We start from the raw sequence: 13,241 nt of genomic DNA, 5'->3' as shown, positions 1-13,241 counted from the left end.
ATCCTTCCCACCCTGATCCGGTCGTGCCGCCGTGTTCACGTTTCCGCCGGTCGGGTGGCCGAAAACGGCAATGAACATGCCGACGCGTTCTCTTGCGTGGAGAGTCTTCATGACCTTGGGTGGCGGCCGTGGGTATCTCACCCACAGGCAGGCGCACCGGGAGGAAAAAACCGTGGCGATGGCGGGAAAAAAGGGGACGGCCGGCAAGGGCAGTGCGGGCAGCAGGCGCGAGGCGGGAAAGCGAACGGCCGGTCCGGACAGTGACCTGACGGATGCTCTGGTGGGCACCAGACGATTCTTCACCCGCTCGGACGTCTCCGGCGACCAGCGGACCCTGTACAAGATCGGCGGCCGGCAGGCGGACAGCTTCTACCGCGACCGCTGGAGCCACGACAAGGTGGTGCGCTCCACCCACGGAGTGAACTGCACCGGCTCGTGCTCCTGGAAGGTGTACGTCAAGGACGGCATCATCACCTGGGAGTCGCAGCAGACGGACTACCCGTCCGTGGGGCCGGACTCCCCGGAGTACGAGCCGCGCGGATGCCCCCGCGGCGCCGCCTTCTCCTGGTACACCTACTCGCCCACCCGGGTGCGTTACCCGTACGTGCGCGGCGTGCTCCTGGAGATGTACCGGGAGGCCAAGGCCCGGCTCGGGGACCCGGTGCTCGCCTGGGCCGACGTGGTCTCCGACCCGAAGCGCTCCCGCCGCTACAAGTCGGTGCGCGGCAAGGGCGGCCTGGTGCGGGCGAGCTGGGACGAGGCGGCCGAGATGATCGCCGCCGCCCACGTCCACACCATCAAGGAGTACGGCCCCGACCGGCTGGCGGGCTTCTCGCCGATCCCGGCGATGTCGATGGTCTCCCACGCCGGCGGCGCCCGGTTCTACTCCCTCATCGGCGGCGCGATGCTGTCGTTCTACGACTGGTACGCCGACCTGCCGGTCGCCTCGCCGCAGGTGTTCGGCGACCAGACCGACGTGCCGGAGTCGGGGGACTGGTGGGACGCCGGCTACCTCATCATGTGGGGCTCCAACCTGCCGGTGACCCGCACCCCGGACGCCCACTGGATGGCCGAGGCCCGCTACCGGGGGCAGAAGGTCATCGCGGTCGCCCCGGACTACGCCGACAACGTCAAGTTCGCCGACGAGTGGGTGCCCGCCCGGCCCGGCACCGACGGCGCGCTGGCCATGTCGATGGGGCACGTCCTGCTCAAGGAGTTCTTCGTCGACCGCCGGGCCGGCTACTTCGACGGCTACGTCAAGCGTTACACCGACCTGCCGTTCCTGGTCACCCTCGACAGCTCCGGCGACGGCCCCGGCGCGCCGTACACGCCGGGCAAGTTCCTCACCGCCGCCGAACTCGGCGGCGAGGAGGCCGACGCGGAGAACGCCGTGTTCAAGACGGTTCTCCTCGACGCCGGCACCGGCCGGCCGGTGGTCCCCCACGGCTCACTGGGCCACCGCTACGGCGAGGCCGGTGCGGGCAAATGGAACCTCGACCTCGGCGACACCGACCCGCTGCTGAGCATCGCCGACGCCCCGGACACCGCCGGCGGCCCGCCGGAGTCCGTGGAGGTGGCGCTGCCCCGCTTCGACACCCCGGACGGCACCGCCGGGCAGCTGCGCCGCGGAGTGCCCGTGCGCCGGGTCGGCGGCCGGCTGGTCACCACCGTGTTCGATCTGCTGCTGGCCCAGTACGGAGTCGGCCGCGAGGGCCTGCCGGGGGAGTGGCCCACCGGCTACGACGACGCCGAGCAGCCGTACACCCCGGCCTGGCAGGAGGCCATCACCGGAGTGCCGGGCCAGCAGGCGGCGCGCATCGGCCGTGAGTTCGCCGCCAACGCCGAGGAGTCCAAGGGCCGGTCCATGATCATCATGGGGGCCGGGGTCAACCACTGGTTCCACTCCGACACCATCTACCGCTCCTTCCTCACCCTGACGACGCTGGCCGGCTGCCAGGGCGTCAACGGCGGCGGCTGGGCCCACTACGTCGGCCAGGAGAAGGTCCGGCCGATCACCGGCTACTCCGCCATCGCCACCGGCGCCGACTGGAGCCGTCCCGCCCGCCAGATGATCCAGACGGCCTACTGGTACCTGCACACCGACCAGTTCCGCTACGACCCGTTCGGCGCCGACACCCTGTCCGCGACCACCGCCGGCGGCACCTTCACCGGCAAGTCCACGGCCGACGTCATCGCCCAGTCCGCCCGCATGGGCTGGATGCCGTCCTACCCGACCTTCAACCGCAACCCGCTCACCCTCGCACCGGACGCCAAAGCCGCGGGCCGCGAGGTGGGTGACTACGTGGTCGACGAGCTGAAGAGCGGCCGGATGCGCTTCGCCGGAGAGGACCCGGACGCACCCGAGAACTTCCCCCGCATCCTCACCGTCTGGCGGGCCAACCTGCTCGGCTCCTCCGCCAAGGGCAACGAGTACTTCCTCAAGCACCTGCTCGGCACCGACTCCGCCGTCCGCGCCACCGAAGCACCCCCCGGCGCGCGGCCCCGCGACGTGAAGTGGCACGAGGAGGCCCCGACCGGGAAGCTCGACCTGCTGCTGTCGCTGGACTTCCGGATGACCAGCACCACCATCTACTCCGACATCGTGCTGCCGGCCGCCACCTGGTACGAGAAGCACGACCTGTCCACCACGGACATGCACCCGTTCGTGAACTCCTTCAACCCGGCCATCCCGCCGCCCTGGCAGACCCGCACCGACTGGGACGCCTTCCACACCATCGCCCGGGTTTTCAGCCGGCTCGCCGCCGGACACCTGGACACGGTCACCGACGTGGTGGCGGCCCCGCTGATGCACGACACCCCCGACGCCATGGCGACCCCCTACGGCCGGGTCCGCGACTGGAAGGCGGGGGAGTGCGAGCCGGTCCCCGGCCGCACCATGCCGAAGCTGGTGCCCGTGGAGCGCGACTACACGGCCGTCGCCGACAAGATGGGCGCACTCGGCCCGCTCCCCGACACCCTCGGCGCCACCACCAAGGGCATCACCTTCCGCGTCGACCGGGAACTGGAGTACCTGCGCCGCAAGAACGGCACCGTGCGCGGCGGAGCAGCCGACGGCCGCCCCTCCATCGCCCGCGACTCCCAGGCGTGCGAGGCCATCCTCGCGCTGTCCGGAACCACCAACGGACACCTCGCCACGCAGGGCTTCCGCACCCTGGAGCAGCGCACCGGCGTGCAGCTGGCCGACCTGGCGGCCGAGCACGAGGGCAAACAGATCACCTTCGCCGACACCCAGGCCGCACCCGCGCCCGTCGTCACCTCCCCCGAATGGTCGGGATCGGAGTCCGGCGGCCGCCGCTACTCGCCCTTCACCATCAACGTCGAACGGCTCAAGCCCTGGCACACCCTCACCGGGCGCCAGCACTTCTACCTCGACCACGACTGGATCGCCGAACTCGGCGAATGGATGCCTGTCTACCGGCCGCCGCTCAACATGCACGCCCTCTTCGACGAGCCCGAGCTCGGCCACCAGGGCGAGCTCGGCCTGACCCTGCGCTACCTGACCCCGCACAACAAGTGGTCCATCCACTCCGAGTACCAGGACAACCTGTTCATGCTGTCGCTCTCCCGCGGAGGGCCGACGATCTGGATGAGCACCCCGGACGCGGCGAAGATCGGCGTGCACGACAACGACTGGATCGAAGCCGTCAACCGCAACGGCGTCGTCGTCGCCCGCGCGATCGTCTCCCACCGGATGCCCGAGGGCACCGTCTACATGCACCACGCCCAGGACCGGCTCATCGACGTGCCCCGCACCGAGACGAACGGACGCCGCGGCGGCATCCACAACTCCCTGACCCGGCTGCTGGTCAAGCCCACCCACCTCATCGGCGGCTACGCGCAGCTCTCGTTCGCCTTCAACTATCTCGGTCCGACCGGCAACCAGCGCGACGAGATCACCGTCATCCGCCGCCGCAACCAAGAGGTCCAGTACTGATGACGCAACGGAGCGGAGCGCGCGCATGAAGGTCATGGCCCAGATGGCGATGGTGATGAACCTCGACAAGTGCATCGGCTGCCACACCTGTTCGGTCACCTGCAAGCAGGCGTGGACCAACCGCACCGGCGTCGAGTACGTCTGGTTCAACAACGTGGAGACCCGCCCCGGCCAGGGATACCCCCGCCGCTACGAGGACCAGGAGACCTGGCAGGGCGGCTGGGAACTCAACAAACGCGGACGCCTGTCGCTCAAGTCCGGCGGCCGGTTCAAGAAGCTCATCACCATCTTCTCCAACCCCAAGCTGCCCGCCCTCGACGACTACTACGAGCCCTGGACCTACGACTACGAGACACTGATCAACGCACCGCTCCAGGAGCACACCCCGGTCGCCCGCCCCAAGTCGCTGATCACCGGCGAGGACATGAAGATCTCCTGGTCCGCGAACTGGGACGACGACCTCGGCGGCTCCAACGACCACGGCGACAAGGACGTCCTGCTCGCGGGCATCGAGGAAAAGGTCAAGTTCGAGTTCGAACAGACCTTCATGTTCTACCTGCCCCGCATCTGCGAGCACTGCCTGAACCCCTCCTGCGCCGCCGCCTGCCCCTCCGGCGCGATCTACAAGCGCAGCGAGGACGGCATCGTCCTGGTCGACCAGGACCGCTGCCGCGGCTGGCGGATGTGCGTCACCGGCTGCCCGTACAAGAAGGTCTACTTCAACCACCGCACCGGCAAGGCCGAGAAGTGCACCTTCTGCTTCCCCCGCATCGAGGTCGGCCTGCCCACCGTCTGCTCGGAGACCTGCGTCGGTCGGCTGCGCTACATCGGCCTCATGCTCTACGACGCCGACGCCGTCCTGGAGGCCGCCTCCACCACCGAGGACACCGACCTCTACGAGGCCCAGCGGAACGTCTTCCTCGACCCCAACGACCCCCAGGTCATCGCCGCCGCCGAAGCGGAAGGCATCCCGCGCGACTGGATCGAGGCCGCCCAGCGCTCCCCGATCCACGCCCTCATCAACACCTACAAGGTCGCGCTGCCCCTGCACCCGGAATACCGCACCATGCCGATGGTCTGGTACATCCCGCCGCTCTCCCCCGTCATCGACGTCATCCGCGACACCGGATACGACGCCGAGGACACCGGCAACCTCTTCGCCGCGATCGACGCGCTCCGCATCCCCGTCGACTACCTCGCCCAGCTGTTCACCGCCGGCGACCCCGCCCCCGTCGACGCCGTACTGCGCCGCCTCGGCGCCATGCGCTCCTACATGCGCGACATCAACCTCGGCCGCGAACCCGACGCCTCCATCCCCGCCTCCGTCGGCATGAGCGAAGAGCACATGTACGACATGTACCGGCTGCTGGCACTGGCCAAGTACGACGAGCGCTACGTCATCCCTCCCGCCCACGCCGAACAGGCCCACGGCCTCGAGGAACTCGCCACCGAGTGCAGCCTCGACTACGAGGGCGGCCCCGGTATGGGCGGCTCCGGGCCGCTCGGTGAATCCTCCGGCGGCCCCGACCCGATCGCCGTGGAGAACTTCCACATGCTGCAGAGCCGGCAGACCTCCGACACCACCGCCGCGCCCGACGACAAGGGAGCCAGGGTGAACCTCCTCAACTGGGACGGCAAGGGCCGCCCCGACGGCATGTTCCCGCCCAACCCCTCCCACGGCAACGGGGACGACGCGGGCCGCACCGCATCCGGCGGGGAGGTCGAGCCCAAGCCATGACCCCCAAGGACACCCTGCGGCGCAGGAGCAACCGGAACCGCAACGACACCTGGACCCCGGCCGCCTGGCAGATCCAGTCCCTGCTGCTGGCCTACCCCGACGACCAGCTGCTGCGGCACACCGCACTGGCCCGCCGCACCGCAGCCGCCCTGCCCCCGCCGGCCGGCCACCCACTGGACCGCTTCCTCGACCACGTCGAGCGCACCCCGCTCACCGAACTGGCCGCCGACTACGTCGCCACCTTCGACCACCGCAAACGGTGCTGCCCCTTCCTCACCTACTACGCGCACGGCGACACCCGGAAGCGCGGTGTCGCCCTGCTGCGACTGAAGCAGGCCTACGCCGCCGCCGGGATGCGGCTCACCGACGACGAGCTTCCCGACCACCTGGCCGTCGTCCTGGAGTTCGCCGCCGCGGGCGACCCGGCGGCCGGCGCCGCCCTCCTCCAGGAACACCGGGCGGGCGTCGAGCTGCTCCGGCTCGCCCTCACCGACCTGGGCTCCCCCTGGGCCCACGTGCTGGAGTCCGTCTGCGCCACCCTGACCCCGCTGGCCGGGGACGAACGGCAGGCCGTTGCCCGGCTCGCCGCCGAAGGGCCGCCCGAGGAGCAGGTCGGTCTCGCCCCCTACACACCCCCGCAGTTCATGCCCGACCCGGTGGAAGGCCGCCGATGAAGCCGCACGCCCCCCTCCCCACGGACCTCCCGGCCGGCGCCCCCGCCCTGGCCGCCGCCGGCGACAGCGCCCTCGACATCTTCCTCTGGAACGTCCTGCCGTACCTGGCGCTGGTTCTGTTCGTCGGCGGACACCTCTGGCGCTACCGCTACGACAAGTTCGGCTGGACCACCCGCTCCTCCCAGCTCCACGAGAGCCGGCTGCTGCGCATCGGCAGCCCGCTGTTCCACTTCGGCATCCTGGTGGTGATCCTCGGCCACATCGGCGGACTGCTCATCCCCAAGAGCTGGACCGAGGCCGCCGGCATCAGCGAGGACGCCTACCACGTCACCGCCGTGGTCCTGGGCACCATCGCCGGCATCTGCACCCTGGCCGGCATCGCCATCCTCGTCTACCGGCGCCGCACCGTCGGCCCGGTCTTCAGCGCCACCACCCGCAACGACAAGTTCATGTACGTCCTGCTGCTGCTCGCCCTGATCACCGGCCTGGTGGCGACCGTGGACGCCAACGTCACCGGAGGCGGGTACGACTACCGCACCACCATCTCGCCCTGGTTCCGCGGCATCTTCACCCTCTCGCCCGACGCCTCCCTGATGAGCACCGCGCCCTGGCTGTTCCAGCTGCACGCGCTCAGCGCCCTGGCGCTGTTCGCCGTCTGGCCCTTCACCCGCCTGGTGCACATGCTCACCGCCCCCGTCGGCTACCTCACCCGCCCCTACATCGTCTACCGCAGCCGCGACACAAACATGGGCTCCCGCGCCCCCCGCCGCGGCTGGGAGCGCGTCAAGTAGGGACTACCCGCAGCCTGTTCTGCACGGCACCGCACCGCCCCCGGCCCCGCCCCGGCCGGTCCCGGCCGGTCCCGGTGACCTGGTGCCGTGTCGGCCACGCGGCACTAGCATGAAGGCCATGCGCATGCTGCCCCGCATCATCGTCCGTGACCCGGACCGCGCGTCGGCGTTCCACCAGGAGGCCATGGGTGCCGAGGAGGTGTTCCAGGCACCCGATCTCGACGACGGCCGTCCGGCCGCGATGGCCGGCCTGTTCGGCGACCTGCTGGGCGTCCCGCACGACCGGCACCACCGCGATGTCCTCCCGGCCGTCGGGCGGTCCTGACATGGACGTGCTCGAGTTTCCCGACGCCGCCGGGTGGGAGGCCTGGCTGGAAGCGGAACACGAGGTGCGGTCCGAGGCGTGGCTGCTGATCGGCAAGCGGCACTCCGGGGCCGCGCTGCTCCCGAACAACGAGGCGCTCGACGTGGCGCTGTGCTTCGGCTGGATCGACGGTCAGCGCAGGGCGCACGACGAGGTGTCGTACCTCCAGCGGTACGTGCGCCGCAGGCCGAGGAGCACCTGGTCGCAGGTCAACGTGGGGAAGGCTGAGGCACTGCTGGCGGCCGGGCGCATGCGGCCGGCCGGGCTCGCGGCGATCGAGGCCGCCCGCGCGGACGGACGGTGGGAGGCGGCGTACGAGCCGCAGCGCACCGCCGAGGTGCCGCCCGACCTGGCGGCCGCGCTGGCCGGCGACGCCCGCGCGCAAGCCGCCTTCGCGCGGCTCGGCCGGTCCGACCGCTACGCCGTGATCCTGCCGCTGCTCAAGGCCCGCACACCCGAGACGCGGGCGAAGGCCCTGGCCCGGGCGATCACCCGGCTGACCGAAGAGCAGTAGGTCCCGGCAGCCCGCCTGCCGCCGGGGTTCCGCGTGGTCGAGAACGAGCGACACCGCCCGCCCGGCCGCCGTACGGCCGAGGATCGCTGCGAACATCCCAAACGCCTCGCGCGGGATCTCGACTGTGCCGGCCCCGATCAGCACCGGAACTCCTTGCCCGTCCAGGGGTGGCGAGCGAGCCGGCGCATCACCAACCGCTCGACGGCTCTGCCCGCTAGGGTCCTTGCTTGTGCTTGATCTCTCCTCGCATCACCGTGCGACAGCGGACGCCTACGATGCCGTCGCCGTCCGCTATGCCGCATTCGCCCGTCACGCACTCGATGCCCTTCCGCTGGATCGCGCGGTGCTCGCCGCGTTCGCCGAGACGGTGCGGGCCGTCGGCCCCGGGCCCGTCGCGGAGCTGGGATGCGGCCCCGGGTGCGTCACCGCACACCTGAGAGATCTGGGGCTGGACGTCTTCGGCGTCGACCTGTCGCCCGCGATGATCGATCTTGCCCGTGAGGCATACCCCGACCTGCGGTTCGAGGTCGGTTCCATGGACGCACTGGACCTGGCCGACGGCCGGCTGCAAGGCATCGTGTCCTGGTACTCGGTCATTCACACCCCACCGCAGGACGTGCCCCCGTACCTCGACGAGTTCCGTCGAGTACTCGCACCTGACGGAACTCTCCTGCTCGCCTTCTTCGAGTCGGACGGTGAGCCGCCCACGGCCTTTGACCACAAGGTGGCGACGGCCTACCGATGGCCGATCGACGAGCTCGCGGGGCTGGCCGGTGCGGCCGGCTTCACCGAGGCCGGCCGGATGCTGCGTGAGCCACACGAAGGCGAACGGTTCCGCCGGGGACATCTGCTGATGCGCCCCGGGAAGCAACCCGGGTGATCACGGCCGGCCGCATCACGAAGGCACCTGGTCCATGAGCGATGTGCTCACGCCTCTGCGGCGCCGACCCCAGCATTTCTGCAGGTCAGGTAGCGTTGGTGCCCCCGGCAGGACTCGAACCTGCGGCCAAGTGCTTAGAAGGCACCTGCTCTATCCACTGAGCTACGGGGGCCGGGTCTCCGTCACGGCGTGGACAGCGCCCCCGATGACCTTCCCGAGCACAGGATACGGCTCCCGGGGGGTTCGTCCCGTTTGCTTCACTGTTGTGCTGTCGTGTGGAGATCCAGTGAAGCAGCCCTGATAATCGCAGGCGGGCGTCCCCCACGCAGTGGTTTGGGCCGCCGTATGCGGGGGTGTTGCTCACTCGTTATGCCCGTGAGAGCGGTCGCCGGTGTGGTTTCGGGCGAGTTCGGCGGAATATACTTCAGAAACCGGCGAAACTTGGGCATTCTTCCCGTGTGGCAATCCTGGACGCACGGCCCGACCTGCTGGACGCGCTCACTCTGCTCCGAGGGTGCGTCGCCTCGGCGCGCTTCCCGCTGGCTCTCCCCGGCGCCGAGCGGGCCCGGCGCTCCCGTGCCGAGCTGCTCGCCCAGCTCGACGGCTACCTGATGCCGCGGCTCCGGGAACCGGACGCCCCGCTGCTGGCCGTCATCGCCGGCCCCACCGGAGCGGGGAAGTCGACACTCGTCAACGCCCTGGTCGGCCGGCGGGTCAGCGAGGCCGGGGTGCTGCGCCCCACCACCCGCACCCCCGTCCTCGTCTGCCACCCGGAGGACCACCACTGGTTCGCGGCCCGCCGGGTGCTGCCGCAGCTCGGCCGGGTGTGGCTGCCCCGGCGTGAGGACGACGAGAACGTCCCCGCCGCCCCGCCCCCGGCCACCCCCGACGGCCTGCCCGCCGTGGCGGTGGAAACCTCCCGGGCAATCCCCCGGGGACTGGGCCTGCTGGACGCTCCCGACATCGACTCGCTCCTGCCGGCCAACCGTGATCTGGCCGCCGACCTGATCTGCGCGGCCGACATCTGGGTGCTGGTCACCACCGCCGCCCGCTACGCCGACGCCCTCCCCTGGCACCTGCTGCGCAGCGCCCGCGAGTGCGAGGTCACGGTGGCCACCGTCCTGGACCGGGTGCCGCACCAGATCGCCCCCGAGGTCTCCCGGTACTACGCCGGCCTGCTGGACCGGGCCGGGCTCGGCGGTATCCCCCGGTTCACCGTCCCGGAGCTGCCGGAGTCCGCCTCCGGCGACTCCGGGCTCCTGCCCGCCAGCGCGGTCGCCGGGCTGCGGGACTGGCTCACCCAGCAGGTCCAGGACCCCGCCGCCCGGTCCGTCACCGCTTTCCGCACGGCCGCCGGCACGCTCCGCTCGCTGCGCGGACGGGTCGGCGCCCTGGCAGGCGCCGCCTCGGCCCAGCACGCGGCAGCCGCCCGACTGGAGCAGCAGCTGGCCGAGGCCTACGCGACGGCCGCCGAACGGGTGACGTCCTGTCTGGAGAGCGGCGGTCTGCTGACCGGCCAGGCCCGGGCGCACTGGCTGGCGTTCCCGGTGGACAGCAGCGGCGACGAGCTGTCCCACGCCCTCACCGAAGCCCTCGGCACCCTGCTCGCCGAGGCGGCCGTGCAGGCGAACGAACGGACCACGGCGGCCTGGCGGCGCGAACCGGGAGCCCCGCAGGGCACCTTCGAGGACTCCAAGGGCGTCCGGGAGCGCACCGGTGTCCTGGTGCGCCGCCTGCGCCGCTGCCTGGAAGAGCTGGCCGACGAGGCAGCCCGGGCCGCCGGTCCGGCCCGGGGGCGGGCCGCCGAGTTCCGCTCGGTGGGCGATGCCGAGGAGACGGCCGCGCTGCTCCTCACCGAGCTGCTGGGAGGCCGGGAGGCCGCACCGGCGGGCAAGGCGCTGGACGCGCTGTTCGGCCCGGAGGGCCGGGCGGCCGTGTGCGAGCAGGGCCGGCAGCTGCTGCGGAGCTGCGTGGAACAGGCCCTCACCGGAGAGCGGGTGCACCGCGGCACCGCGCTGCACCGGCTGGACGTCACCGCGGATCACCAGGTCGAGCTGGTCGCCGCGTTCTCGGCGGTCCGTCGGCGCATCCCGGTCCCGTAGCGGTATTGCCCAGGTCCCGCTCCGTCGTCCCGGACGGCCGGGACAGGAAGCGGGAGCAGGTACGGCCTCGCCAGAGCACAGGAACAGGAGGGATCGCAGTGCGCAAGGACACCACGAGCCCGGCGCCCACCCCGCCCACGGCCACCCGCGACGCCGGCACCGGCGCTCCGGCCGGCCCGGAGGGCGCCGCCGGCCCGGACGGGGCCGGCGCAGCCGTCACCGGCACCGCGTGGAACGGCAGCTGGGACGACGGCTTGATCGCCCGCCGCGTCCGCCCCGGGGAACGGGTGCCCGGCGCCGGCCCGGCGCAGAACCTGAGCCCGGACCCGGAACAGGCGACCGCGGAACCGGACGAGGACGCCGAAGCGCCCGGGAAGGAGGCCGGGGAAGACCTCGCGGAACGAACCGCGGCAGAAGCAGCCGAAGAGGAAGTACCGCAGCGCGAACCGGTGGTCGCAGGGCCCCCGCCACCTCCCGAGAACCTTCCCGAGACCCCCCAGGACCTGGCGCTGCGCATGCGCCTGGGTGCACTCCGGGAACTGGTCGGCCTCTCCCGCACCCGCCTGGACGGCAACGAACTCGCCGAGGCGGGCCGGGTGCTCGACGAGGCGGCGGCCCGGACCCGGCTGCCGCGGGCCTACACCACCGTCGCCCTCGCGGGAGCCACCGGGAGCGGCAAGTCCACCCTGTTCAACGCCCTTGCCGGCGCCCAGCTTTCCGAGGCGGGAGTGCGCCGGCCGACGACCTCCGGTGCCGTCTCCTGCACCTGGGACGCCGGCCCGGGACCCGGCCCGGAAGGGCTGCTGGAGAGGCTCGGCATCCCCGGCCGGGCCCGTCGGCGCGCCCACGTCATCGACCCCGCGCTGCGCGGCCTCATCCTGCTCGACCTGCCCGACTACGACTCCTTCGCCCGAGGACATCGGGAGCAGGCCGACCGTCTGCTGTCGCTGGTCGACGCGGTGATCTGGGTCGTCGACCCGGAGAAGTACGCCGATGCCGTGCTGCACGAGCGCTACCTGCGGGCCTTCGCCGGACACGCCGAAGTCAGCTTCATCGTCCTCAACCAGATCGACCGGCTGCCCGGCGAGGCGGCCGACGCGGTGCTGCACGACGTGCGGCGGCTGCTCGACGACCGCGGGATCGCACTGGACGAGCACGGGGAGCCCGGTGCCACGGTGCTGGGCGTCTCCGCGCTGAACGGCGAAGGGGTGCCGGAACTGCGCCGCGCGGTCGGGGAGCTGGTGGCCGAACGAACCGCCGCGGCCCGGCGGCTCACCGCGGACGTGGACGGTGCGGCCCGGCGGCTGCGGCCCGTCTATCTCGCGGAGAGTGTGCAGGCCCCGGCCGGGCTCACCGCGCGGGCCCGGGAGGAGTTCGAGGACCGGCTCGCGTCGGCGGTGGGTGCGGAGGCGGTCGGTCAGGCCGCCGAACGGGTGTGGCTCCGCCGCGCGGACCTCGTCTGCGGCACCCCCTGGGCGCAGCTCGTCCGCCGCCTCGCGGACGGCAGGGCCGCCCGCCGCGGAGAGCCCGCCGTACTCAGCAGCCGCCAGCAGGCGCTGCTGAAGCCCCCGGTTCTCTCCCGTCCGGCGCTGGATCAGGCGGTACGCCGGCTCGAGGACGACGCGTCCGCCGAGCTCCCGCCGCCGTGGGAGAAGGCCGTGCGGTCCGCTGCCCGGCGCGGGGCCCGGGACCTGCCGCGGGCGATGGAGACGGAGCTTGCCCGGCTGCCCGGCCGGGCAGCCGGGGAGCGCCGGCGGATGCTTCCCTTCCCCGGCTGGTGGATGGGCGCGGCGGTCGGTCAGGCCGTCCTGCTGGCGGCACAGCTGCTGGGCCTGTGCTGGATGCTGCTCGCCGTGTTCGACCAGCCGGTGGTGGCCCGCTGGCTGCCGCTGGCGCTGCTCGGCGCCGGGGCGGTGGGCGCGCCGCTGCTCTCCTGGTGCTGCCGGCTCGCGGCCCGTACCCCGGCCCGCGCGTGGGGGCAGGAGGAGGAGACGCGGCTGCGCCGGATCGCGGCCGCCTGCGGCCGCAATCTGGTTCTGGAGCCGGTGGCGGCGGAGTTGCTCCGGTATCGGGAGGCGCGCGAGCAGTACGTCGTCGCGGCGGGTCGTATCGACCCTGGCTGAACTCCCCGCCGCTGCCGGGCTGTCCGGCCCGCCTGTCCGACCGTCCGGTCGTGTCGCGGCGAACTGCCCGATCTGCAGGGGTTTTTACCGTCCGTTCCAT

9 protein-coding genes and 1 tRNA gene are annotated in these 13,241 nt (G+C 72.0%); 9 read left to right on the top strand and 1 reads right to left on the bottom strand.

From position 1 onward, the window contains the following. The first annotated feature begins 109 nt into the window (after positions 1–109). The 7 genes from PJ985_RS04225 to PJ985_RS04195 all read left to right on the top strand — a co-directional run bounded on the left by PJ985_RS04225 (position 110) and on the right by PJ985_RS04195 (position 8,916). Positions 110–3,955, top strand: a complete 3,846-nt coding sequence (locus tag PJ985_RS04225) for a nitrate reductase subunit alpha (RefSeq protein WP_271682161.1) — start codon at positions 110–112, stop codon at positions 3,953–3,955. A 25-nt stretch (positions 3,956–3,980) separates the two neighbouring features. Continuing rightward, on the top strand, positions 3,981–5,693 hold the full coding sequence (gene narH, locus PJ985_RS04220) for a nitrate reductase subunit beta (protein ID WP_271682160.1): 1,713 nt from the start codon (positions 3,981–3,983) through the stop codon (positions 5,691–5,693). Continuing rightward, positions 5,690–6,367, top strand: coding sequence for a nitrate reductase molybdenum cofactor assembly chaperone (gene narJ, locus PJ985_RS04215; protein ID WP_271682159.1), 678 nt, complete (start codon positions 5,690–5,692; stop codon positions 6,365–6,367). The genes narH and narJ overlap by 4 nt, the downstream gene beginning before the upstream one ends. Then, complete coding sequence (narI, locus tag PJ985_RS04210; RefSeq protein ID WP_271682158.1) at positions 6,364–7,158, top strand: respiratory nitrate reductase subunit gamma; 795 nt, start codon at positions 6,364–6,366, stop codon at positions 7,156–7,158. Before narJ ends, narI begins: the two co-directional genes overlap by 4 nt. Positions 7,159–7,276: 118 nt before the next feature. Further along, a complete protein-coding gene (locus PJ985_RS04205) occupies positions 7,277–7,483 on the top strand; it encodes a hypothetical protein (RefSeq protein ID WP_271682157.1) in 207 nt (68 codons plus the stop codon). Between the two features lies 1 nt (position 7,484). Further along, positions 7,485–8,036, top strand: a complete 552-nt coding sequence (locus PJ985_RS04200; RefSeq protein WP_271682156.1) for a YdeI/OmpD-associated family protein — start codon at positions 7,485–7,487, stop codon at positions 8,034–8,036. A gap of 229 nt (positions 8,037–8,265) precedes the next feature. After that, a complete protein-coding gene (locus PJ985_RS04195; protein ID WP_271682155.1) occupies positions 8,266–8,916 on the top strand; it encodes a class I SAM-dependent DNA methyltransferase in 651 nt (216 codons plus the stop codon). Positions 8,917–9,012: 96 nt separating this feature from the next. Here PJ985_RS04195 and PJ985_RS04190 read toward each other — a convergent pair. After that, positions 9,013–9,088: transfer RNA gene (locus PJ985_RS04190), tRNA-Arg, on the bottom strand. Positions 9,089–9,374: 286 nt separating this feature from the next. On the opposite strand from PJ985_RS04190, the gene PJ985_RS04185 reads away from it, so the two are divergent. Together PJ985_RS04185 and PJ985_RS04180 are read left to right on the top strand one after the other, a co-directional pair. Then, positions 9,375–11,018, top strand: a complete 1,644-nt coding sequence (locus tag PJ985_RS04185; protein WP_271682154.1) for a GTPase — start codon at positions 9,375–9,377, stop codon at positions 11,016–11,018. Between the two features lie 98 nt (positions 11,019–11,116). Next, positions 11,117–13,141: a GTPase gene (locus PJ985_RS04180; RefSeq protein ID WP_271682153.1), complete on the top strand. Its 2,025-nt coding sequence runs from the start codon at positions 11,117–11,119 to the stop codon at positions 13,139–13,141. The last annotated feature ends 100 nt before the right edge of the window (positions 13,142–13,241 follow it).

It is taken from the genome of Streptomyces sp. ACA25, assembly GCF_028200735.1.
Taxonomy (GTDB): domain Bacteria; phylum Actinomycetota; class Actinomycetes; order Streptomycetales; family Streptomycetaceae; genus Streptomyces.
This window is presented reverse-complemented; position numbering and strand designations above follow the sequence as displayed.